We start from the raw sequence: 25,762 nt of genomic DNA, 5'->3' as shown, positions 1-25,762 counted from the left end.
ACATCACTCCTTGTCCACGAGCACTGCATTGGTGATAACTACCTTTGCTGTGTATTCGTCCCTCTCGATAACTTCCATTTCCCTTATCTCTATTTTTTTGTGATACATCGGTCCGTCAGTTACAAAACTTTCGAACTCACCGCCTTCGCCAGCGACATTAAGTCCGATTTTCTCATTGAGTTTGACAAGTTTTTCGATGTCCTTTTCTCCGATAATTCGTCCTACCCAGCTTTTGTCAAGACCGTATGCGGCCACACTACTGAAGATGAACTCAAAGCCGATATCTAAAAGTTGGTACATCTCTTTTTCCTGGTCGATGTGCCAAAGGGGTGAGAAAGCCTTCAGACCGAGTTCGTCACATACCTTTTCTATTCTCTCACGCTGGTAATTGGAATACAGGGCACCAGTGACGATTCCTTCAATCCCATACTCATTTTTGGCACGAATGATGGCATTCTTCATGTCATCGATTTCCTTCTCTTTCTCGCCCATTGTTAACTCTTCAATTAGTGGCATTCCCATGGCTTCTGCCTGAAGGCGTGCAAGATCGATATTAGGAGTGTGGAACATGTATGAGTCAAGGTTCTGGCTCTTGATCGTGATGAGGCACTCGATGGAATAATTCTGCTGCTGCATTATGTGCATGGCATAGTTACTGTCCTTTCCTGAACTGAAAAGCACGCCTAATTTGAGGTTTGGCTGGTCGTAGAATTGCTTCAGGTAATCTGTCTTTGTCTTGCATCCGGCTTTCTTTGCGAGTTTGCCGATGGCCTTGTCAAAACGACTTCCATATTGAGCAGCCTGTTTTTTACGCTGGCTGACCTGGGCAGGAATTCCAAGTTCATCGGCAAGCAGACGTAAAATGAGTTTGTTCTGCTCGTCATTGATCTTGTATTCCGGTGGAATCTTGAGAGAATAATCCACGAATCTCTTGTCAAGATATGGTACACGTAACTCAATGTTGTTGTTCATGGAAACAACATCATCACGGTAAGTATTCTTCTCATATATCTTCAGTACATCTGCATAGCAATCCCTGCTTATGTCGGTGGACCGCTTGTGACGGTCATAGCCTGCAAATACCTCATCGGCTCCTGATCCGGAGAACATGACCCTGATACCATCTTCCTTTGCAGCTACACATGCTGCGTACATGGTCAGTGCAACTCCAACCTTTGGTACATTGGTATCTTCAACAAGCGGGACCACATCTTTGAGATAGGTTTCAACCTCATCCAGTCCGATGCTTTTGACCTTCAGGTCAAGTCCAAGTTCTTCTGCCATCATCCGGGAGTATTCCACATCAGGAGGAAGCTGTACTTCGGAGAGGCCTGCGGTGTAACAGGTAAAATCAATTCCTGGTTTTTTGCCCATCATTTTACACATACATGCAATGATAGTGGAATCCAGCCCGCCGGAAAAGAGAATGCCGAATTTTTCATCAGGCATGCGTATGGAAACAGCATTTTCCAGTAGTTTTCTCATCTGTTCTTCTACTTCTGTGATGCTGCCTTCATGCAGTGGTGTTATGGAAAAGAATTCCCGGTTGTATTTTTCCAGGCTGCCTGTTTTGATGTTGTAGGCAAACATTTCCCTGGGATTGAGTTCCTTTATATCTGCATATCCGGATATTGCAAGTGCTTTCTTTTCAGATGCAAAGGCGAAACCATCGGAGAGACTATACCAGAGTGGTTTGAGACCTACGATATCCCTTGCGAGGTAAACATTACCATCCAGCCAGTATGCAAGCGCATATACTCCTATGACCTCGCGTAATATCCCGTCAATTGTCTGCATAATGTCAGATGTGGAACCTGAGTTATTATCTGCATCAAATAACTGTTTCTCGATTAGTTTTATCAGTAGATCTGTATCATTCTCTGCTTCAAGGCTATATTTTTCAGCGAGTTCTTTCCAGTTGTATATCTCGCAGTTCGCAACGATCTTTCCATTATAAACAATTGGCTGAAGCACGAAATTGACCATTGAGTGAAGTCGATGTCCCAGAACATTCTTCTCAGAGATACTGGAGTCAAGTTCAAGGGAATTGATATTCTCTGCACGGTAAAGTTCGCTCTCAGTACAAACCCCTATACCGTCCAGTCCTCTGTTCTTTGTTATTTCCAGAGCTTGCAAGGTATGTTCCATTGCATTGCCGTTATTAAAAAAACCTGTAATTGAGCACATATTTCCAGTTAATAATACTATTTTTACTTCTGAAAAGCGTTACAGTCTGATAAAGGCTTTGAGTAATATTAAGTATAAAGTAATTAGCCTGTGAACCACTCTAAAGCGAATAAGGCATAGTGAAGTGAAAAGAAAAAAAGAAAAGGGAAGAAATAATGAAAAGTAAAATGTGTTGTCCTCAGGGTTTGCATTCCAGAGCAATACGTTCCTGTGGTGTAAGGGAGATGTAGTATCTGAGTATGTCATCCGGATTGATGTCCACTCCAAGGCTGTATCCTTTTGCTCTGCCACTTCTGAGGAACATTTCTTCCTTTTCGTGTTTTCTGAGCATAAGATTTTGAACTTCCTCGTCACTGAGTTTTGACATATCTACTTTTTTGAGAAGACCTATGAGCAAAAAGTTGTTCTCGATACGTTCGTAAATACTTTCCGTCTTGTTCTCTACCTTCTTTTCAGGCTCGAAGAGGTATGCAGTCTCACCGTTAGAACCTTTGTATTCCAGTGATATCTTCTTGAGTACCAATTTTCCATTCTCGCATACCAGAATTTTGCGCTCAGTCTTCATTTCATTGCCTCTGTTTGTTTTTTGCAGAATACAAGGTCACAGATATTTATGCAAATCATGAGATTGTACTATCAATTTACAATCTATTGTGTTTGTTCTACATTTCCAGTTTTCTCGATTCAATATTTATACTTTTCTACACAACAGTATCTAATAATTATCATCATAATGAGATGTTATTTTTCGATTTGTCCGGTTAATAAATGGATGCAAGATATGAAATAGAAAGACTTGCAAAAGGCATAGAATAGTCACAGGATCGGAGTTACATGTTCAACGAATTAAAGAATACTGTCAGAGCATCTATCTTGCCGTTAGTAAAATGGATTCCCTTGTCCCCAAATTCACTTACTCTTATAGGTTTACTAATTAGTATCTGGGCTGCAGTCGCATTTTCAAAAGGAGATCTCCTGGCAGGCGGCTTGCTCATACTCTTTAGCGGTTTTTTTGATATGATAGACGGTGCAGTTGCAAGAGCAAAAGATTGCATGACCGCTTTTGGTGCAGTTCTTGATTCAGTATGTGACCGCTATGCTGACGCTATTATTTTTGTAGGTATTATCTATGGGATTATTGCCGGAAATATCATACAGACAACTCTCTTTTCAGTTCCCCTGTGGCTTTGGGTCGTATTTGCTATCATGGGTTCCTATCTTGTAAGTTATGTGCGCTCAAGGGCAGAAACAGCAGGCGCAACAGCCATGAATATAGGGATAGCTGAGAGACCGGAGCGCATGATGATACTTGTGGCAGGGACTTTGAGTGGTTATCTGGGAGAATCTATCGTTATTATCGTGATCCTTACTCATATAACAATGATTCAGCGGCTGCTTCATGCAAAAAGGTCACTTGCATGAGAAGACTATATCTGCAATGCAAAGGTTATAATAGCAGACGTTATTATTTATGCCTGAGTTTATCTTATAATAATATATATCATCAAATGAGAGATGAGGATTCCAAATGCAATATCAAGCAGATGTAACCATTGAACTTAAAAGCGGTATGCTTGACCCTGAAGGTACAACCATCAAAAGGGCACTTGAACACCTTGGATATGAAACCGAGAGCGTGAAAACAGCTAAAAAGTACACTATCGATCTCCAGTCAGAGAACATCCATGCTGCAAGGGAAACAGTAGAGGAAATGTGCCAGAAACTGATCGCCAACCCGATAATCCATAATTACTCCATTTCCTTGAGGGAATTGCAATGAGTATAGGTATTGTACAGTTTGGTGGCAGCAATTGTGACCTTGACGTGTTGCATGTCCTGAAGGATGTTATCGGAGTTGACGCTGAACTTGTATGGTACAAGGAAGAAAACCTGAAACGTTTTGAAGGAATAGTCATCCCGGGAGGTTTCTCATACGGTGATTACCTCAGGGCTGGTGCTATTGCTGCACGTACTCCTATTATGAACTCGGTCAAGGAACTTGCAGAATCAGGCAAACCTGTAATAGGTATCTGTAATGGTTTCCAGGTTCTCACAGAATCCGGACTTCTTGCAGGTGCACTCACAACCAACAACTACCCTAAGTTCAGGTGTGAACCTAAGTTCCTAAGGGTTGAGACCGCAGACACACCTTTCACTTCAAAGTTCAAAAAAGGAGATGTTGTCAGTATTCCTATTGCCCACATGGAAGGTAACTTCTATGCAGATGAATCAACACTTTCAATGCTTGATGACAACGGTCAGGTAGTATTCCGGTATTCGGACAAAGATGGCAAGATAACTGATGAAGTAAATCCCAATGGCTCACAGGAAAACATTGCCGGTATCGTAAGTGCAAAAAAGAATGTACTTGGTATGATGCCACACCCTGAGAGAGCATCCGAGGAAATTCTGGGTTCAAAAGATGGAATAAAAATATTTGAATCAATGGTGGAGTTCATCTCCAACAAATGATTCTTTTCCTTTTTTCTTCTTTTTAGTTTCCTTATTCATTTTCTTGTTTCATAACATTCTCTGCAGTTTTCCAGGAATGTCTTACAAAATCCGGTAGCTCTCTATGCTCCTTATACCAGTCTGCAAGAAATTGTTTTGTTTTAGGGTCTGAAGGATAGCCACTGCCAAAATCCACGCCAAAATCCTCTTTGAGTTCTTCTATTAATGCATCCCTACGTACTTTGGCTACAATTGACGCAGCAGAAACAACAGGATATGTAGCATCGGCCCGATGCTTGGAGATAATGGATAGCTCTGCGGCTTTTTCGGGGTAGCTCTTTCCGTACTCTTCAAGAAGCCTTTTCCCGAATCTTTCCTCATTCACGTCGGCTGCATCAACGTAGGCTTTTTCAGGATGTAACTGCCCAAGGACCTTTGAAAAAGCAACGACCATAATGTCGTTCATACTCATGAGTTTTCGAAGCTCATCGATCTGACTGGCTGATATCTCAAGAACAAATATCTTTTCCGAGTATTTTTCTATCTGTCCGGCAAGCTGTGGTCTCTTTTTAGGACTTATCTTTTTTGAGTCTGCAACACCAAGATTCTTCAGTGTGTTTGTTTTTGCCTCGTCCAGCAGCACTCCTCCGACACACATAGGTCCAATGACCGGTCCTTTCCCGGCTTCATCTATTCCAGCTATCTTCATGATATCTTCCTGAGTTCCACTATCGATATCAATGCCGGTAATCATAAAAAAAGGATTTGCCAAAGGGTTCAGATGAATAATGTGAATATCGTATACCCTATGGCTATCATAATTGTAGAGTGCTTAAGTCCTGACAGTACGCTACCTTCACCCATTGCACCTGCCATAAGTCCTGAACTGAGTCCCTGTAGTATGGATGCATGCTTGAAAAGACGGGTGTAGTATTCAAGGTCAAAGTTTCCGAGGAATCCCCCAGCCGTTGAACCGGATGATGCCATCTGTTGTCCTGCTTCTGCCATTTCTGTAAGGAATGTCGTTGAGATAACGTATATGACACCAACAAAGACCATGAACGATATGTAAATGATGACAATATAGATCATCATGCTCATACCACGCTCTCTTTTCATTCCCTGTTCTGAAGATGCATCTCTGGCAGCTACCATGAGTACTTCTCCGATATCTCCACTGGACTCGTTAGCTTTTGTTATGAGTGAAAGGGATCTTGTGACCACCTGTGTTCTCAAACGGTTGGCAAACCTGATCAGTCCGTCGTTTATCTCAAGTCCCCAGAAGATATCGTGCCATATTTTCTTGATCTCTTTGCTTAATGAGTCAGTATCTGACTTTGCCATAAGTCTGATGGCATCCCTGAGGGTCATACCAGTTTCGTTGGTACTGGCAAGTTTTTTTAGGAAATCCGGAAAACTGCTCTCAAGTTTCCTTTTCCTTCTGGCCTTCAGTTCATGGAATATTGAAAGTGGTACTATGACTATGAATAAGGCCAGGACCAATTTATCATCAATGAAATCAATGAGCATTATGGGGTTGCGAGCAATGTTCATATTCATGAACAGTGGGACGAGAATTACAAGCAATGCAAGAGGTATTGTCACTGCAAGTGTAGCCAGTGGATTTTGATACATCGGTGCAAGCGGATTGTTCAATATGTTCCTAAATGCAAGCGATTTCTTTGATTTAATGAAGCCCTCAAAGTACTTTCTTTCACGGACCTTTTCTTCACTTTCATCAATGAGTTCATCGTTCTCATCATATGTCTGCTCCAGGTTTTTGGGAATATCCGGTATTCCGTGATCCAGTGTTTCATTGGTTGGGAGCAATTTAGGTTCTCCCATTTCGGTAGGTGTGATGATACTGATCATCACCACAAACATCAATGAACCTACAGGAAGGACTGCGTAGATGATGGCAGATACCATAGTCGTTGTTCCTGAACCCATAACAGCCATCATGACACCCATGATGATTATAAAAAGGGGCCCAGCTACAAAAGCAGTAACATATGATTCAGCCAGAAGTCCCAGTGTTTCAAGGAACCCTTTCTGGTCAACCTCTGCTTTTATCAGATATTGTTCAGACTTATCGCGGAAATAATTAGGAATATTTCCACCACTGTCAATGACTGTCAGGAGATTGTATATAAGGTCCTGGAATCTGTCCGATGGCGTGATCTCTGAAGCGCTGGAAAGCGCTGTTCTCAGGTCATGACCAAAATAATCCATATCCCTGACGATGGAGTCTACTTCTTTTGAGACTTCTCCGTATGTATCCTCGGCACTTGCAATGGCTCTGAAGATATCTATGATATTCATTCCGCCCTTGCTCAATGCGTACATAAAGGTGACAGCATAGGGAAGCTGCATGTCTATCTTCGATTTTCTTTCACTTGCCTGGAAACCGGGGAATATCATGAACAGTGCATAGACAACTCCACCCATTCCCAGCATGAATACTATGGTTATGAAAAATGACAGGAATATCTCCTTATACTCAAGAAGTGCAGCCATTCGGGAGCTGAATGTTATATTTGTTAGCTGATCCGGTAACCCTACCAATACAATAACAGTGTATGTCAGGAAAAGGCCTACAAGAGCGCCGACTATTCCTGCAATTATGGAGTAGAATATGGCATTTGAAATGTACATCTCATGTGAGATGGGTATGCGTGCCTGATTCAACTGTTTCTGAAGGTTCTGATAATTTGCTTTTCTGGCTTTTATCCTGTCACCTATCAGTACAAAAGGAATTCTTTTTAGTATATTGACATAAATAGTTGCTTTTTTAGTATGATGGTCAATATCAAATTTCTTTTTAGGTCTCTTTGACTTTGATTTCTGGCTTGTACCAGTCCTGTTCTCTTCCGGCTCCTGAAGGTCTGGCGACTCTGTTGAAATAGTATCGGTCTGATCATTTACGATCAGATCCTCAGAAGTTTCTTTGATTTCTGTCACAGTATCACACCAGTAATTACGCTAGCTTCAATTTCCTCAGGACCTTTTCCGGTGTTGACTGGTAAGCATTTATGATGTCCGATATTTCCTGGAAGTCAGTAACATCATTGCTAACCATGTGTTCAAGGATTTTCTGGCGATAATATAATTCCTGGTCGATCCTTCCCTGTCCCCATCCACGTCTCATTTTTATGTCGAAAAGGGCTTTTGATTCACCTGTGCGGATGAACATGTCAGATTCAGAATCCCAGACAAAGATATCATTTGTCCTGATGTTCCTTGTATTCGGATCGATGTCAATGATCTCTACCAGTTTGATATTTCTTCTTACACGTTTACCCTGGGTATATGTCTGGGACTGTATACTCATGATATCAAGTGCCTGTATCATGGTACGTGGGACACTGATCGGTGGATTTTCAAGTCTGTGAATTGCAGACGCTACAGAGTCAGCGTGCATGGTGGAGAATGTCGTGTGTCCGGTGGACATTGCCTGGAAAAGCGTGAGAGCTTCCTTACCTCTTACTTCACCCACAAGCAGGAATTCCGGTCTTTGTCTCAGTGCAGCTTTCAACAGGTCATACATATCAACCGCACCTCGTTCATCTGCTGTGAATGAATCCCTTGTGATACTTGGTATCCAGTTTGGATGTGGAAGTTTGAGTTCTCTTGTATCTTCAAGGGTAATGACCTTGGCTTTTTCAGGGATGAACAATGAAACAGCGTTAAGGGAGGATGTCTTACCGGATGCAGTACCTCCGGCGTAGATAAGACTCTTGTTGTTCTCAATACACAGCCACAGGTATGCCATTGATTCTGATGAGAATGTACCCCATTTGACAAGGTCCACAGGTGTGATAGGTGTGTCACTGAATTTACGTATGGTAAAGGTACTGCCGTGTGCAGTTACGCTTGTACCGAGTGTCATCTGTATCCTTGACCCGTCGGGCATGGTGGCATCGATCATTGGCTCTGCAACAGATATGTGCTTTCCACTTCTCTGTGCCATCTGTATAATGAAAGAGTTGAGTTCATCCTCTTCATAAACAACATTTGTTGCAATGTTCTGATGCGCTCTGTGATAAAGGAAAATAGGTACATCGTGACCGTTGCCTGATACATCCTCTATTGAATCATCTTTCATCAGGGCATCTATCTTTCCGAACCTGACAAAATCCCTCTTAATGTAGTATGAGATCTTTTCAAGCATCGGGGGTGTTATCTCTATAGTATAGTCCTGTATGATCGACCTGATCTTTGATTCAAGGACGGCTTCCTTGTCCTCATCGGCATCATCGATATCTTCTACAAGCAGTACATCTCGCAGCCTGTCTTTTATTTCAAGAAGGAACGTATGTTCAAATTCAGTTAGTTCCGGTTCAACAATGTAGTAGAGGTGGTTATTTTTGTCTTCATCGTATAATATAACTATGAATGCATATGGCTCATTTACCCAGTAACGCTCAATTTCCTGATAGCCCTCAACACCCTTAAATTCCGTAATGGGACCATGTATTTCAGCATCATATGGCTCTATTTCTATTTCAGTTCTTTTGAAAAGAGTTCTTATTTTGTCAATAAAGCCCAGTTTTTCTTCTTTCTCACCTTGCTTTTCTTCAGTAGTTTCAGGATTTTCTTCTTCTAACGTGATGTCTGTTTTTGACTCATCTTCAGAAGGTGTGGAACTCTTTATTTTTTCTTCTTCTTCTTTTGTGAGCAGCTCAGGAATTTCGTCTTCCTCATCCTCTAAGGATATTAGAATTTCCTTTTTCAGATCATGCTTTATACTTTTTGGAGGTCCGAAATTAGGTGATCTTGGAAGTAATATTCCTATTTCTTCCTCCTCGCCTTGTTCCTCTACTTTTGAATCATCATCATTTGATTCATCCTGATCTTGATCTTCTTCAGGATCCGGGTCATTTTCTTTTTTGTCAAGGATATGTGCAAAATCCTTTTCGAATTTATCTTCATCTTCCTTTATTTTTGATATTTCTTTTAGAATATCCAGACCATCTATTTCGTCGTCAGATGCTTCATTCTCAAGTAATCCATTATCCTGCATACCTTCATCCCTTTCCCCGTTTTGTTCTATCGATGAATTTTCATTTTGTAGCACCTCTTCATCTGATAGTTCCTTTAAATTATCATTTTTACTGCCACTTTTAGAATGGTTATTTTCAGGAGCATTTAATTGGGCATCGGCCATTGTTTCACCATTTGATGCGTAAATTGATTATTATGAAATTGTGAGAGTCAAATGCACATATATATTGTACAGATATTATATTTATAATGGTTATTAAAGGTATTGTCTGGATGTATATTTTTACCCGGGAATTAAATCCAAACCGTGTTATCCGCTTTTATTCTTAATATTGCCCTGAACTTTGTATGTTCATATGTATATACTAGATGTACATAAAAAACAGTATAAATGTATAAATATATTCATTATTTTAACATGCATGTACAAATTTATTAGTATGCATGAGTTTTAATGTACATTCAATTGGTTTTGGGTCCGAATACAATAACTATATTGTAAAGTTTATGGGTCTGGTATGGAAAGAAATTATCTTTGGCGGCCATCTGTTCGCAACGGGTTCTGTATCTGTAATAATGGCCTGTGCTACTGTATTTATGATTCCGGTAAGTCTGGATATTCTGTTTGTATCTTATCTTTTGTTCTACGCGATATATTTGTATGATTATTCAGCAGGCGCGTCTTCAGATGAGCTGACAAATGAGGGACGAGCCCGGTATCTTCAATGCAAAAGTAGGAGCAAATGTATAGTTTTCATAGTATCTGTTATTCTGTTTTTGGCGCTTCTCATCTTTGCAAATACCATTACAACCCTGATCGGTCTGAGCATTCTGGTACTTGGTCTTCTTTACGGCAGTCATTTTAAGAAGCTCACAAAAAAGATACCTGCATTTAAGAATATTTTTGTTTCCATGGTATGGTCCTTCCTGGCATTGTTCCTGTTTGTGTATTATTCGCTTCCCATAACCTATGGTGCACTTATGCTTGCACTTTTTATCTTCATCAGGATGGTGAATATCCAGATACTTTTTGATGTAAGGGATGTGGAAGGGGATATTGCAGCTGGTCTTTTGACAATTCCTGCTTTATTTGGGGAAAGAAAATACCTTCTCATTTTGCGTTTGATCAATTTCGTATCGATACTCTTTGTCCTTGTGTGCGTTATTCAGGGCTTGCTTCCGTTCTTTACGCTGGCCATTATGCCAATGTTCTACTATGCTGTCACGTATATTGATAAAGTGGTAAAATCAAGGAAAAATTATTCTTCATACGTCTTTGCGGCATGCGAACCTATTATGTGGGCACTGCTTATCTTTGCGGGAAGATCCATTTCTATGCTCAATATCATGTTCTGAGGAATAAATTTGAATTCGGTAGGTTGTCTCTTTAATTTGCAATATAAACAAAAACATTAAATGTAAAGCTGGATATGTTCTGCTAGATTACAGATAGAAGTAACCAGGGAAGGAAAGAGGAAAACCCGATGCCGATTATAACCTTACCATATAATGACCTTGAAGTATTGACAGGAACAGACAAGGATACTATAATTAAGCGCGTGCCTATGATAGGCGCAGATATCGAGCGCATAGAAGATGAATCTATAGATATTGAGTTCTTCCCCGACCGCCCGGATCTTTATAGTGTAGAAGGTGTGGCACGTGCACTACGTGGTTTTCTGGATATTGAAACCGGTTTTTGTGAGTATGAAGTAAAACCATACACTGTTGAAATTACAAAGGACAAGGACATTGATTCTGTACGCCCGATATTTGGCTGTGCCATTGTCAGAGGTGTTACCTTTAGTTCCAGTTCCATAAAGACCCTTATGGACCTTCAGGAATCCCTTCACTGGGGACTTGGACGTGACCGTAAAAAGGTGTCCATAGGTGTTCATGACCTTTCAAAGGTTCAAGCGCCTTTCCGCTATATTGCAGCAGACCCTGAGTACAGTTTTGTTCCTCTTGACTTCACAGAACCAATGACTATGAAGGAGATACTTGAAAAGCATCCAAAAGGCACGCGTTTCGCACATATACTTGATGGTTTTGACAAGTATCCTCTGATCATTGATGCTAACGATAATGTTCTTTCGTTCCCGCCAATTATTAACGGCACTCTTACAATGGTCACAGAAGAGACCACTGACCTTCTGGTGGATGTTACCGGTCTGAGCAATGAGGTCTACACTGCGCTTAATATTGTGACAACAGCACTTGCAGAGCGTGGCGGCCAGATAGAGTATGTGAAAGTGGTAAATGCCGATGGCACAGAATCAATTCCACTGGACCTTAGTCCAATGGTGAAGGCACTGAGCAGGTCCGAGATAGATGGCCTTATTGGTATGGAACTTCCGGTTGCCGAGATAATAAAACAGCTTAATAGGATGGGATTTGGAGCAAAGGAACTTGAGGATGGTCGGATTGAGGTCATGGTTCCTCGTTATCGTGCTGATATTCTGGATAATTCTGACATCATTGAGGATATAGCAGTCGGATATGGTTTTGATAAGATACCTGCCGTATTCCCGATGAATGCAACTGTGGGTAAATCCCACAGGATATCCGATATAAGTTCCGATATGCGCGAAATAATGACCGGACTTGGTTATTCACAGGTTATGCCATTCACTCTTACAAGCGAGAAGGTGCACTTTGACTGGATGTGCAGGGACAGGACAGATGATGTGACATACGTTCTGCATCCAATAAGCGAGGACCAGACTATGGTCAGGACAACCATATTGCCAAACCTTGTGGAGATCCTTTCCATGAACCAGCACAGGGAACTGCCACAACGTATATTCGAGGCTGGGGATGTTGTAATTGATGGCAAGAACGGCCTGCATCTGGGGGCTGTATCCATTCATGCACAGGCCAATTTTACTGAAGTAAGGGAACTGGTGGATGCCCTGATGCGTGAACGTCTGGTAGAATATGAAATCGCTGAATCAGATGATTCTGCTTTCATGGAAGGCAGGAGGGCCGACATTATCGTTGACGGCAAGAAGATAGGTGTTATGGGGGAACTGTTCCCTCAGGTAATAGTCAACTTCGGACTTGGACAGCCTATTGTTGGATTTGAGATCAATCTGATGGACCAGTGAGGTCTGTCATTTTCTTTTTTAATTTTGATTTACTGACTATTTTGGTTGCATTTTTTTGTATTTTTGATCGTGTTTTGTTGATTCCTGCTACAAAAGGCCTGTTTCATAATCAAGTATATGTGTTTGTCAAATTGCATTGTATGAGTTTGCATTGATTTAGGGTATGTGGACATGCCCCTCTTGTTTTAGGTGTTATATTCCACCGTTATTGATTCAGAAAAGCCTGAGATTAATATGCATAAAATAATTTCACTCGATAGGTTCATACCGAAACCCGAATCCCAGGTCCTTCAGTGCAAGCAGTGCCATGAACATCACGCAGAAGATGAAGAACACTGATAAAAAACAAGCGAAGTTATAGTAGAAAAAGTTCACTCCGGAAAGTTGAACGTTCATAAAAACAAAAATGCTCAATGGTTCATTGTACGCCGGATACAGGTAAGTAAGGCCACCATCGGCAATGTCATCCAGCAAAAGGTGGGAAAGAAAAGCAGCTTCTGCAAAGATCCCTAAGGATGATGCCTTTGAGATATTCCTGTATATTATGTATCCCAGTGCCAATGCTAGTATGAATGCCACCAGGCCAAAGAACAATGAATGTGTCGGAACCGTGCCGATGCTTGTGTGCTGGAGGTTTCCGTATAATAAATAGTTCCACACTGCAGGCACATCCGGGAACACCGAACCTACACTTCCTACAAACAAGAGCAGACTCAAATGTTTCACATCCTTAAAACCAATCTCCCTGCGAAAACCGCTTCCTGCAATTGCAAAGACTCCAACAAGAGAAATGCAGAATATGAAGAAGCTCAGGTGAAAGGCTGGATATGGCATGACATTATAATATAGTTTATTTTTATATATAATTGCTGTCCCATTATCATACTAAGATCCGTTCAGTCCGAGTTCACAATTAAGAATGAGTTTACCTACTACCGAAACAGTATCACAAAAATAGATTAGAACGGGCCCGCCGCGATTCGAACACGAGTCGATGGGTATCTCCGGACCTTTTTGGTCACATCGAAGCCCATCAGGATATCCTGGCTACCCTACGAGCCCGCAAGGCAACTACTGATTGCTACAGCCTGTATTAAAGGTTTCTATCATAAGAGTCCCGATAGCATTCTGAGTGCCATTATCAGGAGTATGGTTCCAAACATCTTCTGGAGCGTTTCTGCCTTTATCCTTTCGTGCATCAGGTGAGAACCCAGCTGTGCTCCCAAAAACGATGCCACTACAACCGCAGCTACCATGTGCAGATCAGGCTCCCATGAAGATACGTGTGCCGTGAATGCAGAAAGGGACGTGAACAGTACTATAAATCCTGAACTGGCTGCAGCTCTTTTGATATTGAACCCGAGTATCAGTAACAAAGGAACAATAAATGTGCCACCGCCAATTCCAAGCATACCTGATACGGTTCCTATCAGAAATCCGCAGATGACTATCAGTAAATATCTTTTATTTCCATCGATATGCTTTTCCCTGTACATGACCTGTGCCCTGGAAAATATCATCTCTTCACCGACAAAGAGCATGAGCAGCGAGAATACTAATAGAAGTAGACTTACAGGTACTATCTTCGTAAAATATGCTCCAATCTGTGCTCCTGTCATTGAAGCAATTATGAATGGTATTGTTATTTTAAACTCAACCATCTGTTTTCTCACATAAGTGATGGCTGCTGATCCTGAGGTGATAGTGTTCAGAAGCAGTGCAATGGTGACTGAAGAAATAAAATCTCCACTGAGCCAGTAAAAGAAAGGTACATAGAATATGGCTCCACCCAGCCCGATCATTGAGAAAAGGGCAGATGTACAGAATACGATGAGAGCAAGAATTATTATTTCCATTAGAAACGATCCGACGAGGTAATTATTTTTGTATATCACTTGACCTTGACATACTTATCCTTGAACATCTTAATTTCTTCTTTTCCGCCTACTACCGCAACAATATCTCCTTTCAATATTACTGTAGATGGCAGTATGTCTGTGATTATTTTTTCATCTCTTTCAATTCCGATTATTGTGCATCCTACTTTATTTCTCAGGTCAATGTCCAAGACAGTTTTATTTGCAAGCTCTTTATCATCTGTAACTGTATGTTTCTCGATATCTATACCTTCATACAGCATGATATCTTCATCCATTTTCTTACATTCAATATCAAAAAGGCAACGAGATGTCATTTTTGCAAGCATCTGGCCAGCGACTATTGGCAGTGCTGCAACATAATCAGCACCGGCCTTGTAGATCTTGTCAATTGATTTGTAGGAATTTGCCCGTGCTATAATGGTAGACTTTGGATTTAATCCCCTGGTTATAAGTGTAGCAAACATGACATCGGTATCTTCATTCAGGGATACGATCACCGTGGAAGCATCCGGGATGCCTGCCTGTATAAGGATCTCTTCTTCTGTTGCATTGCCCACAACATAGTTGTAATCTGCATTTTCGAAATTGTGAACATTAGAATCCACAACTGTGAACATGATATTGGCATACTTGAGAGTTTCCACTACGCGCCTGCCAACATCTCCGCATCCGAGTACGACCAGATATCCTTTGTCACTTACATTTCCCATTCCTGTCACTCCATATATTGTGTCAGTTTCTTCAGACGGGATAATTGCTCACTTGAACCTATTGCCAGCAGAACAGAATTGTCCTTTATCACTTCATCCGATCTGATAATGAAGGTAAGGCTTCCTCCTTTCCACATACCCACAACATTGGCGCCGGTCTTTTCCCTGATGGCTGCATTTTTCATTGTTTTTCCTACCAGAGGACTTTTCGGGTATATGGGCAATTCCACGATGCTAACGCCTTCAAAGAACTCGGTGGCTCCTGTCAGCCTGTTTACAAAAGGATCAGCTGCTTTTCTTCCGATGAACCTTCCAAACATCTCCTTTGGGGAAACAACACTGGTGGCACCGGCATATTTCAGGTATTTCTTATTTGACCTGTCTTCAACCATGGCTATTATATTAAGATCGCTGATATTACGGGCTGTCAGTACGATATTTGCGTTCATTTCATCTGAACGGTTTGCGATCAGGAAATGTGCATCTCTGATATTTGCATATTTCAGAGTCTCTTCTTCGTGTACAGCACCAAATATGGCATGTATATTTCTTTTAAGCAGATCCTTTACAAGTTCAGGGTCCTCTTCTATCAGGATATAGGGAACATTATTCCCATTCAGTTCCTCGATAAGTGTTTCTATGAGCCTGTTATAGCCGCAGATTATGATATGGTCCTTGAGGTTTTTCTGAGCTTTGGTGGGTATGTTCGAATGGATCATCTTTTCCATCCAGGGTATGATTATCAGGGTGAAAAGTATTCCAAAAACAAGAGGGATCCCTGATAACTGTACAAAGACTGAGAATATTTTTCCCAGCGGGGAGGTTACGGTGATGTCTCCGTATCCTACTGTTGTAAGGGTGGTGATCACCCAGTAAAAAGCATCGTAAAGGTTTGCATGCGCGGTCTGACCTTCATGGATCATTATCCTTATGAAAAGAAGCATGTAGAACAATATGATGGCAAGAGCTCCGGTGACTGATCTTAGCAAGGTCATATGCCAGAGATGTCTTTTTATCATATATTTCGCCTTTACATTTCAGCTTATTTTCATTTACTTATGTGTTTGCCTGATGTGGTCAGAAACCATGTACGATATACGGTCCGAATATCATGAACAGGAATGACAGAAGTATCAGCATTGCAAAGGTAGCGGCTATTAGTGCGGATATATGCTCTGCCTTTTCTTCATTGCCTGTTATCCTGAATAAGAATGCATTCATGTAATCTCTGAATACATGTCCTCCATCAAGGGGTACAGCAGGCAGGCAGTTGAAAAGACCTACATAGAAATTCAGCCATCCTATCCACAGAAGGGCGTTTGCAAGCCAGAACACACCAATTCCGAAAGGTTCTGCCCATCCTACAGGTTCGTAGAACTGTGCCAGGGTTCCACTGAAACCTGGGAATCCTTCTCCTGCAAAACCGATGATCGGCAGTCCGAGAAGTATTATCCAGCCTGTTACGCCTGTAAGCATCTGTGGTATGCTCTTAAAGAGGTCAAGGTAAGCAGTTGCGGGGAACTCTCCGACAGTGATCCCAAGGGAAGTTTCTATCTGCCCGTCCACGCTTGTAACGACACCCAAAAAGCCTTTGTTCTCAACATCAGGGTGTTCTGCAAGGGTAACATTGTATTTTGTCGTACCTTCAACATCTTCTGTTCCAAGTTCAACGATCACTTCCTGCCCGGGTTCACTGTTATTCATTATGTTCCTGAAATCCGTGTATGAACGTATCGGGAGTTCATCTATGTACAGGATGTTCATACCTGCTTCAAGTCCTGCTGCTGATGCCGGTGAATCGTCAACTATGCTCTGTATAAGTATACCTGCAGGTTCAATGTCTGTGTTGATGACCTTTGCTTCATAGCTGGATATTTCCCTGTCGGATGCCGCATGAACTGTAACCTGTGTTTCGGTTTCAAGTCCGTCAAGATATTCCAACATCTCATTGACATTGCTTATTGGAGTATCATCTAGCTGTGTGATGACCATGTTTTCCCGCAGACCTGCTGCATAGGCAGGACTTTCTTCCTGTACACCAACTATCATGGTGTCGCCAAGTGGGGAAAGTGATCCAAGTACCGGACCGAACAGAAGACCGAAGGCCAGAAGTGCCACAACAAAGTTTGCCATTACTCCTGCTGCAAGGATACGCGCTCTTTGTTTACGGCTTGCAACTTTATCATTATTTTTGACGACTTTGCTGGCAACTTTCTTCTCTTCATCCTCACCTATGAATATTCCAAGCCTACGATCACCATATGGATCATCTGCCTCATTATATTCTTCTTCCTGTTTACCAAAAAGTTCCTCTTCATCAGGTTCGGCAAAACCTCCGATTGGAACCACTGCAAGCAGTATTCCCATGGATTTCACTCTGATGTCCTCAACGCGGCAGAGTATGGCGTGTGAGAACTCATGAACTATAAGGGTAACAACAAGTGCGATTATGCCCCAGGTCAGTGGTATGAACTCATTGACTCCGGGTATGAGGAAAATATTCCTTGCCTCGTTGAATTTACTTGGTTCCGGCATTGAATTATTTCCGATGGAAGCTATCATTGCAATGTCGGACAATATGATAACAAGAAACATTGCTATCATTCCAATGAACATCAGCCTGATGCCTATGTCTGCATAGATTCTCCATGCTTTCTTTGGAATTGCAAGCTTGTCCAGAAGTTTCAGTCCATGTGTTGTCCTTATCATCAGGACAGGTCCATAGGTACTAATATTATACTTTTTCAATGTTCCTTTCCTTTCAAGCACTATTACTGCCATCCAGTAAAGTAAAAATAGTGTAAATGCAATGTTTGTTCCGTCCAAAAAAACTCTCCGCCATTAGTGTTAATTATATATGGTCCTAATTCTTTTTATAAGGTATATATCTTTGTCACTTTACCTTGTAGAATGGATATATACTTTTTCAGGCAAGGTGTGTGGGTAAATTAGTGATGCAGATGTTTATATATTAATCGCAAATATAATAAAATACGGGTTAAATTTATATATGTGCATTTTTAAATGTACTATCAGATGCTTGTCTGCTTTCCGTCCCTATTATACGGGGGCTAATGCAAGGATAATATATGAAACGTTTGACACTCGGGATTTTAAAGTTGTCTTCATTTTATCGATTATTAAATTGCATAAAAGGATAAGTATAAAAACAATAAGGGAAATAAGGCAATTACAGAATTTCAAAACGTTGATAAACGTTGATAAATGGTTACAGTAATATTCGAGCAACAACTGGAAACCATAACACTATACCGAAATGTAACATATCCGTGAGGGGATGAATGTGCAGTCAATAGTTCAGGAAGCATTAAAACACACAGAGAAAGAGAAAGAATACCGCCAGTCGATCGCAGTTAACGACCAGTTCAGTGACATCCTTGGCCAGCCCAGGATTATGATCGTTGGATGCGGCGGTGCAGGTAATAACACTATTAACAGACTTTACAATATGGGTATCGAAGGTGCCGAAACAGTGGCAATCAACACTGACAAACAGCATCTCGACCTTATCCGTGCAGACAAGAAGATCCTTGTGGGAAAAACACTCACCCGTGGTCTTGGTGCCGGTGGTTATCCGGAAATTGGTGCCAAGGCAGCAGAACTTGCACGCGGCACCCTTGAAGAGATCTTCAAGAATGCAGATCTTGTTTTCGTCACAGCTGGTATGGGAGGAGGAACCGGTACTGGTGTAGCTCCTGTAGTTGCTGAGATCGCAAAAGAACAGGGCGCAATTGTTGTAGGTATGGTATCCAGTCCTTTCAGAGTTGAAAGGGCAAGAGCTGTAAAGGCAGAAGAAGGTCTTGAAGACTTCCGCCGCGCTGCAGACACAGTTATCGTACTTGATAACAACAGGCTCCTTGAGTATGTGCCAAACCTTCCAATAGACCAAGCATTCTCAGTTATGGACCAGATCATCTCCGAGACTGTAAAAGGTATCACAGAGACCATCACCCAGCCTTCACTTATCAACATCGACTATGCTGACATCAGAGCTATCATGAGCTGTGGCGGCGTTGCTGTAATGCTTGTTGGTGAGAGCAAGAATCAGGACAAGAGTGACGATGTAGTCCGTGCAGCACTCAACCACCCACTTCTCGATGTAGATTACAGAGGCGCAACAGGCAGTCTTGTACACATCACAGGAGGACCTGACCTCAGTCTCAAGGAAGCTGAAGAGATCGCTGCTTCACTTACATATGAGCTGTCACCCAGTGCAAATGTCATATGGGGTGCACGTATCAGTAATGAGTACGAAGGCAAGGTTCGTGTAATGGCTATCATGACTGGTGTTCAGTCAGCACAGATACTTGGTCACCCACAGTGCAATATTGTCCGTGAGAGTACACCTGTTTCAAACAGGGTCGCTGAAGCACCACGTTCATACAGGCGTGCAGGTACATCCGTTAACAGGGTAAGCCGTCCTGTTGTGGAGCCAATGCACACCAGCACAAATGGTGGTTCAATAATAGACATTATCCACTGATTTTTAAACTACTTGTCCGGCTCAGGCCGGACCTGCCTTTCTGGCAGTTATTCTTTTTTACTTTCACTGCTATTTCCACTCATGAAAATACTGGTAGCTACGGGCAGGCTTGCAGAACAGACTGTAAGGAATGCTGTCGGTGACCTTGCCGATGTGCTTATTGTTGATACTAAGGTAGCCGCATTCATCACCCCTCGTAAACTGCTTACAGCAATAACGGATGAGCTATCTTCTTTTGATTATGATATTATGTTCATTCCTGGTCTTGTATCCGGTAATTTTACAAAAGCTGAGAATGAACTTGGATGCAAGATACGTCTGGGGCCGAAACATGCCTATGACCTTGGTTTTGTACTTCCTTTTGTAGCAAAGATGGAATTTTCCACAACTGTGCCTGCATGTGAACTGCTTGCAGATGTCAGGAGGGAAATGGCTCTTGAAAAAGTGCAGGAACTTGAAGATGCCGCAGTTGTTCCTATGATGCTCGGGAATTTGAAAATAGGTGGCAATTCTCGCATGAAAGTGATGGCTGAGGTAGTAGATGCCACTGGCCTGGAACCTGAGGCACTTGCTCTGAGGATACGCAGTTTTGAGATGAAAGGTGCAGATATAATAGACCTTGGTGCTTCCCTGCATGCTACATCTGAAGACGTAAAACGTGCTATCGGGATAGCCCGGGACACCACCAATCTCCCTCTGAGCATAGACACACTTGATATTATACTTATCAGGGAAGCCCTGAAATGCGGTATTGACCTTGTCCTGAGTCTTGCCAGCAGCAATATTAATGATATAGGTTCTGAAATTGCCGAAGCAGGCACGTCTGCTGTGGTCATTCCTGATCCGGGAGAAGGCTTTGAGAGCCTTGTCCGGAACATAGAATTAGCACGTGCATCAGGTATAATTAACCTTATAGCAGACCCTGTCCTTGATCCGATTGGCCACGGAATTGCAGGTTCACTTGTCCGGTATATGGATTTCCATAAACAGAATCCGAATATTCCTATTTTCTTCGGTGTAGGTAATGTAACAGAACTGATTGATGCTGATTCTACAGGTGTCAATGCAACTTTGTGCGGTATCGGTGCAGATGTCGGTGCAAGCATCCTTTTCACACCCGAATACAGCAACAAGACGCAGGGTTCGATCAATGAGCTGAAACGGGCTTCCCAGATGATGGTACTCTCAAAGGAACGCCAGAGTTCACCAAAAGACCTTGGCGTCGACCTAATCGAGATAAAAGAGAAAAGAAGGCGTACAGATTCTGTTTTCCCGGAAAACTTCGTTCCAGCGGAAAAAAATAAAATGTGGACTCTGGATCCCAAAGGAAGTATCAGGATAAGCATAATCCCCGACATCCATGGGAAAAAAGAAGGTTTCATCCTTGCTGAACATGATAGTGCATCCATTGTCGGAAAGAATGCAAGAGAGGTCATGGATACGATTCTTAAAATGGAGCTTGTTTCAAGAATGGAACACGCTGCTTATCTGGGGCAGGAACTCAAAAAAGCTGAAATTGCCCTGAAACTGGGAAGAAGTTATTCACAGGATGATGAGTTCTAGGTGCTAGCATTTTATGATTACTGTGGCAGATAAAGAATCCCTATTCGGGATTTATGCAGTTTGTCCAGATAGGTGTACTATTTAATCAGACATCTTTATATAAATGTAGAAATATATTGTAAGTCTAGTGATGCCTTCCAAATACAAGATTCTTATAGTGGACGATGAACCGCTGAATGTCGAGTTACTTTCTGTCTATCTAGGGGATACCTACGATATCGTAACTTCATACAACGGTGAGGATGCACTTAAAAAAGTTCAAAACGAGTGCCCTGATCTGATACTCCTTGATGTAATGATGCCGGATATGAATGGTTATGATGTTTGCCGTACCATCCGTAATGATTTTAAGATCGATTTTATTCCTATAATAATGGTGACAGCTCTAACTGGCAGGGCTGATCATCAGAAGGGAATTGAGGCAGGGGCAGATGAATTCTTAAAGAAACCCATCGGCAAGTTCGAACTTGACAAGAAGATAACCTCTCTTCTGAGGATTAAGAAGCAGCATGATAGTCTCCTTACGGAAAAGAACAAAGCCTATCATTATCTTGATTATGTCGGTGTACTTGTTGCAGTACTTGATATTGATTATCGGATCACGCACATCAATAAGAAAGGGTCTGATTTCCTGGGCTACAATTCCGATAAATTGATTGGTCGTGAATGGGTGGAATCATTTATTCCAAAAGATTCGGTAAATGCTATACTAAAACATTATGGTGGTCTTGTATCAGGGCTGATAGAACCTTATGGGTATTGTGAATTCCCTGTTATCATAAGCAATGGTGAAGAACGGCTTTTCAGATGGTATGATTCTCCACTGCTTGATGATTCGGGTAACGCCACAGGAATTCTGATATCCGGGGAAGATATCACTGAGATTAAAAAAGCTGAAAAGCAACTTCAAGAATATGCTGTCCAGTTGGAGCGGTCAAACGACCTAAAAGATCTTTTTACAGATGTTATGCGACATGACCTGCTAAATCCGGCAGGCCTTATCAAATCTTTTGTTGAACTGCTTGTTGAAATAGAATCCGATGATTATAAGAAACGCTTGCTTGGAAATGTGAATGATGCAACTGAAAAACTGATTGCGATGATAGATGATGCAGCACATCTGGCGAAACTGGAATCTGTGGATGATATTAGTTTTGTTAAAGTTGATATTCATTCAATACTAGCTGGAACTGTGGATGGCTTTATGCATCAGATCAAAGACAAGAACATGAATGTCAAGGTTCGCATGGAAAACGAATGCAATGCTGTTGGCAATCCTATGATCGAGAGAGTATTCGTTAATCTGTTATCTAATTCGATAAAGTATAGTCCCAGGGGCAGCACTATAACAATAGAGGTTGCCGATATTGGTGATAAATGGAAGATAAGTTTCACAGATCAGGGTGACGGAGTACCGAATGCCAGTAAATCTTCTGTCTTTGAACGCTTCAAGCGTCTGCATAAAGAAGATATACGCGGCACTGGTGTTGGTCTTGCCATTGTAAAAAGGATCATGGACCTGCACAAGGAAACCATAGCTGTCGATGATAATCCCGAAGGTCAAGGCAGTGTTTTCTGGCTGACACTCAAAAAAGACTCATGACTTCATTATTCTGGGGTTTTCCCACCTTTTTTATGGATGTAGACTTAATTACACATCATAGTTAAATGCCACTGCTTAGCGAAAAGAAAGTATCCGATGTTCGCAAAGAATCGTCAATTATATATTCTTAACGGCCTAATGTCACTCGATCAACAGGTTAAGAGTGATAAACGTGATAAGTGTTAACGAAAAGGGATTAGCAATAATCGATGAGATGCTTGACTGGGAAGAAGAACTGAAAGTCGAGTCCATAGAGCTTGAGAACGGTGCTACCGTTATTGACTGTGGTGTGAATGTAGAAGGTGGCTACGATGCTGGAATGTATCTGTCCCGTCTTTGTCTTGCAGACCTTGCAGACATAAGCTACACCAAGTTCGATCTGGACGGTATCCCAGTACCTGCTATTCAGGTAGCTACTGATAATCCTACCATTGCATGTATGGGTTCCCAGTATGCAGGCTGGAGAATTGCAGTCGGCAAGTATTTTGGAATGGGTTCAGGTCCTGCAAGGGCTCTGGGACTTAAGCCAAAAGAACTGTATGAAGAAATAGGTTACAAAGATGATTCTGAATTTGCAGTCCTTGTAATGGAATCAGGCGCAATACCAACCGTAGAGGTTGTTGACTACATTGCAAAACACTGCAGTGTCGATGCTGAGAACATTTACATTGCTGTTGCACCTACAGCTTCAATTGCAGGATGCGTTCAGATATCCGCACGTGTTGTTGAGACAGGTATCCACAAGCTCGAATCCATCGGATACGACATAAACACAATCAAGAGCGGTTTCGGTGTTGCTCCTATTGCACCTGTTGTCGGCGACGACACAAAATGCATGGGCTCCACAAATGACTGTATCATCTACTGTGGTGAGACATACTACACCGTTGAGTACGGAGATGCAGAGAAGCTGGAAGACTTTGTAAAGAAAGCTCCATCTACAACATCAAGGGACTTTGGTAAGCCATTCTACACAACTTTCAAGGAAGCAGAATTCGACTTCTTCAAGGTTGATGCAGGCATGTTTGCACCAGCCAAGATAACAGTGAATGATACCAAGAGCAAGAAGTCCTTTACAAGCGGAAGGATCAACCCTGGTATTCTCCTGGAATCCTTTGGCATCAAAGAAGTCTAACTTTCTAACAGGTTTAAAATATACCGATACAACCTTAAAGGTTGTATTACTTTTTTCTTTTGGAGACAGTCTAATGGAGATCATAAGTACTTCAAAAGGTATCGGTGGCCAGCTTACAGAATTCAGAAAACTTGTGAACGGATCCAAAAGGATTACTTTTATCGGTACTGTTGGTTTCTGTACACCATTTGCAGAACTGATGGCATTCGTCCTCAGGGAAACAGGAAAAGAATCAATATTCCTTCCAAATCTGCAATCTGGTGAAGCACGCATTATAGTTTCATCTCCTCAGGGAATGCAGCTTGGTGATATAGCAGATCCTTCAGCAGATACCGTGGTTCTGCTGGGTGGGCTTGCAATGCCAAAGATAGGCGTTGAACCTGAAAAGATGAAAGTGCTTGTAGATGACTTATTACGGGACACTGAAAAGAAACTTGTGATAGGTGTTTGTTTCCAGTCTATGCTGATTGATCAGAAATGGCCCGAAGTAATAGATTTTGATTATATTATAGATGCAGACCTTACCAATGAGGTCAAAAAAGCATAATTAAATTCCTCCGTAATTGGTAATTGCTTCACTTTACCTTATTTTGATTCAACTGATCCGGGCATCTACTACCACATGCCAGATGCCGGGAGAGTATTTTTTGATCTTCCTGCAATCCATTATTTCCACATGCCTGCCTATTTCTGAGGCGGCATGCTCAATGCGGCTTATAGGTCTGGAAAATATCAGACTCTCCGGTGTGGTTTCGTGGTAATGGAGTATACCGCCACTTTCTTTCAGGGCTTTGATGCCTTGTTCAAGATAATGGTGTGTGGTGCCAACATATCCCATAATTACTCTGTCTGCTATTCCCTCAGGTGTAAGTTCAGCACAATCGCCGTTCTTTGCTTCAACTATGTTTTCCACGTGATTCAGAGTTATGTTCTCTCGGAGGTATGCGTATGATTGGGGATTAATCTCAATGGCGATTATCCTTGCAGGTTTTGCATGAACCGCCATAGGGATGGTGAAGTATCCGATGCCTGCAAACATGTCAACTATGGTCTCATGTTTGCCTATCCTGCTCATGAGTGCTTTTTCGTGGAGGTTTCCCTTTGAGAACATTACCTTTGTAACATCGAGTTTAAAAAAACAGCCATTCTCTTTGTTGATAGTTTCCGTACTGTTTCCAATAAGTATCTCTCTCTCAGGTAACCTGAACTGACCGCTTATTCCCAGGTCACGTACTACTGTGTTGCAGTATGGGTACATCTGAAGCAGGGCCTCTGCAACTCTCAGTTTCAAGTGCTCTATTGCAGGGTCGATGGTAACAACAATTATCTCTCCAAGTATCTGCCAGCCGGAAGGCAGCATTTCAAGTTCATTTTCCTTAATACTTCCATTTAGTATTTCTTTGAGTGAGCGCCATTTATTGTAGAAAAGGGCATCTTCCTGCTGGTAAGTCTCAAATCCTTCGATATCATCGGTGACAGGTATTTCAAGGAAGCGTTCATCAGCATCAATGACCTTTATCTTTCTTTCCGGGTCAAGCTTGCCATCTTCTATTATCCTGAGTCTTACGATTTCTGCTTCTTTTACTGGTACGCGAATGATTTTAGTCATAATTATCTG

At 41.8% G+C, this 25,762-nt stretch carries 21 protein-coding genes and 1 tRNA gene; 10 read left to right on the top strand and 12 right to left on the bottom strand.

What is annotated here, in order from left to right:
• Window positions 1–3: 3 nt before the first annotated feature.
• Window positions 4–2,187 (bottom strand): diphthine--ammonia ligase, encoded by a 2,184-nt coding sequence (locus tag RE476_RS04615; protein ID WP_309309231.1) that lies wholly within the window; start codon window positions 2,185–2,187, stop codon window positions 4–6.
• Between the two features lie 178 nt (window positions 2,188–2,365).
• Window positions 2,366–2,752: a hypothetical protein gene (locus tag RE476_RS04610; protein ID WP_309309230.1), complete on the bottom strand. Its 387-nt coding sequence runs from the start codon at window positions 2,750–2,752 to the stop codon at window positions 2,366–2,368.
• Between the two features lie 332 nt (window positions 2,753–3,084).
• Between RE476_RS04610 and RE476_RS04605 the strand changes: the two genes are divergently transcribed.
• From RE476_RS04605 to purQ, 3 genes are all read left to right on the top strand, one after another.
• Window positions 3,085–3,609 (top strand): CDP-alcohol phosphatidyltransferase family protein, encoded by a 525-nt coding sequence (locus tag RE476_RS04605; RefSeq protein WP_309309229.1) that lies wholly within the window; start codon window positions 3,085–3,087, stop codon window positions 3,607–3,609.
• Window positions 3,610–3,715: 106 nt separating this feature from the next.
• Entirely contained in the window at window positions 3,716–3,967 is a 252-nt protein-coding gene (gene purS / locus RE476_RS04600; RefSeq protein WP_309309228.1) for a phosphoribosylformylglycinamidine synthase subunit PurS, read from the top strand.
• A complete protein-coding gene (purQ, locus tag RE476_RS04595) occupies window positions 3,964–4,659 on the top strand; it encodes a phosphoribosylformylglycinamidine synthase subunit PurQ (protein ID WP_309309227.1) in 696 nt (231 codons plus the stop codon). The genes purS and purQ overlap by 4 nt, the downstream gene beginning before the upstream one ends.
• Before the next feature lie 31 nt (window positions 4,660–4,690).
• Here the strand turns inward: purQ and rnhB are convergent, their stop codons facing one another.
• From rnhB to RE476_RS04580, 3 genes are all read right to left on the bottom strand, one after another.
• Window positions 4,691–5,347, bottom strand: coding sequence for a ribonuclease HII (gene rnhB / locus RE476_RS04590; protein WP_309309555.1), 657 nt, complete (start codon window positions 5,345–5,347; stop codon window positions 4,691–4,693).
• A 68-nt stretch (window positions 5,348–5,415) separates the two neighbouring features.
• Window positions 5,416–7,599 (bottom strand): type II secretion system F family protein, encoded by a 2,184-nt coding sequence (locus RE476_RS04585; protein WP_309309226.1) that lies wholly within the window; start codon window positions 7,597–7,599, stop codon window positions 5,416–5,418.
• A gap of 16 nt (window positions 7,600–7,615) precedes the next feature.
• Window positions 7,616–9,805 carry a type II/IV secretion system ATPase subunit gene (locus RE476_RS04580; RefSeq protein ID WP_309309225.1) on the bottom strand — a complete coding sequence of 730 codons (2,190 nt, stop codon included), beginning with the start codon at window positions 9,803–9,805 and terminating at the stop codon, window positions 7,616–7,618.
• A gap of 281 nt (window positions 9,806–10,086) precedes the next feature.
• On the opposite strand from RE476_RS04580, the gene RE476_RS04575 reads away from it, so the two are divergent.
• Both RE476_RS04575 and pheT read left to right on the top strand, forming a co-directional pair.
• Complete coding sequence (locus RE476_RS04575; protein ID WP_309309224.1) at window positions 10,087–10,998, top strand: UbiA family prenyltransferase; 912 nt, start codon at window positions 10,087–10,089, stop codon at window positions 10,996–10,998.
• 128 nt (window positions 10,999–11,126) lie between these two features.
• The gene (gene pheT / locus RE476_RS04570) at window positions 11,127–12,749 is read left to right on the top strand and encodes a phenylalanine--tRNA ligase subunit beta (protein ID WP_309309223.1); all 1,623 of its coding nucleotides are present in this window, start codon (window positions 11,127–11,129) and stop codon (window positions 12,747–12,749) included.
• A gap of 249 nt (window positions 12,750–12,998) precedes the next feature.
• Here pheT and RE476_RS04565 read toward each other — a convergent pair whose 3' ends face one another.
• The 6 genes from RE476_RS04565 to RE476_RS04540 form a co-directional block, all read right to left on the bottom strand.
• On the bottom strand, window positions 12,999–13,583 hold the full coding sequence (locus tag RE476_RS04565) for a metal-dependent hydrolase (RefSeq protein ID WP_309309222.1): 585 nt from the start codon (window positions 13,581–13,583) through the stop codon (window positions 12,999–13,001).
• A gap of 131 nt (window positions 13,584–13,714) precedes the next feature.
• Window positions 13,715–13,811, bottom strand: a tRNA-Arg gene (locus RE476_RS04560).
• Window positions 13,812–13,855: 44 nt separating this feature from the next.
• Complete coding sequence (locus RE476_RS04555; protein ID WP_309309221.1) at window positions 13,856–14,605, bottom strand: sulfite exporter TauE/SafE family protein; 750 nt, start codon at window positions 14,603–14,605, stop codon at window positions 13,856–13,858.
• A 35-nt stretch (window positions 14,606–14,640) separates the two neighbouring features.
• Window positions 14,641–15,339, bottom strand: a complete 699-nt coding sequence (locus RE476_RS04550) for a potassium channel family protein (RefSeq protein ID WP_309309220.1) — start codon at window positions 15,337–15,339, stop codon at window positions 14,641–14,643.
• 5 nt (window positions 15,340–15,344) lie between these two features.
• Window positions 15,345–16,358: a potassium channel family protein gene (locus RE476_RS04545; RefSeq protein WP_309309219.1), complete on the bottom strand. Its 1,014-nt coding sequence runs from the start codon at window positions 16,356–16,358 to the stop codon at window positions 15,345–15,347.
• A 58-nt stretch (window positions 16,359–16,416) separates the two neighbouring features.
• On the bottom strand, window positions 16,417–18,165 hold the full coding sequence (locus RE476_RS04540; protein WP_309309218.1) for a site-2 protease family protein: 1,749 nt from the start codon (window positions 18,163–18,165) through the stop codon (window positions 16,417–16,419).
• Between the two features lie 478 nt (window positions 18,166–18,643).
• Here RE476_RS04540 and ftsZ point away from each other — a divergent pair, with 478 nt between their 5' ends.
• The 5 genes from ftsZ (at window position 18,644) to RE476_RS04515 (ending at window position 24,691) form a co-directional block, all read left to right on the top strand.
• Complete coding sequence (gene ftsZ, locus RE476_RS04535; protein WP_309309217.1) at window positions 18,644–19,843, top strand: cell division protein FtsZ; 1,200 nt, start codon at window positions 18,644–18,646, stop codon at window positions 19,841–19,843.
• Between the two features lie 81 nt (window positions 19,844–19,924).
• Window positions 19,925–21,406, top strand: coding sequence for a dihydropteroate synthase-like protein (locus tag RE476_RS04530; protein WP_309309216.1), 1,482 nt, complete (start codon window positions 19,925–19,927; stop codon window positions 21,404–21,406).
• 130 nt (window positions 21,407–21,536) lie between these two features.
• Entirely contained in the window at window positions 21,537–23,009 is a 1,473-nt protein-coding gene (locus tag RE476_RS04525; protein WP_309309215.1) for a response regulator, read from the top strand.
• A 172-nt stretch (window positions 23,010–23,181) separates the two neighbouring features.
• On the top strand, window positions 23,182–24,144 hold the full coding sequence (gene mch, locus RE476_RS04520) for a methenyltetrahydromethanopterin cyclohydrolase (protein WP_309309214.1): 963 nt from the start codon (window positions 23,182–23,184) through the stop codon (window positions 24,142–24,144).
• 73 nt (window positions 24,145–24,217) lie between these two features.
• On the top strand, window positions 24,218–24,691 hold the full coding sequence (locus tag RE476_RS04515) for a DUF2124 domain-containing protein (protein WP_309309213.1): 474 nt from the start codon (window positions 24,218–24,220) through the stop codon (window positions 24,689–24,691).
• Window positions 24,692–24,739: 48 nt separating this feature from the next.
• Here RE476_RS04515 and RE476_RS04510 read toward each other — a convergent pair whose 3' ends face one another.
• Complete coding sequence (locus RE476_RS04510; RefSeq protein ID WP_309309212.1) at window positions 24,740–25,753, bottom strand: class I SAM-dependent methyltransferase; 1,014 nt, start codon at window positions 25,751–25,753, stop codon at window positions 24,740–24,742.
• Window positions 25,754–25,762 lie beyond the last annotated feature (9 nt).

This window comes from Methanolobus mangrovi, from assembly GCF_031312535.1.
Lineage (GTDB): Archaea > Halobacteriota > Methanosarcinia > Methanosarcinales > Methanosarcinaceae > Methanolobus > Methanolobus mangrovi.
This window is presented reverse-complemented; position numbering and strand designations above follow the sequence as displayed.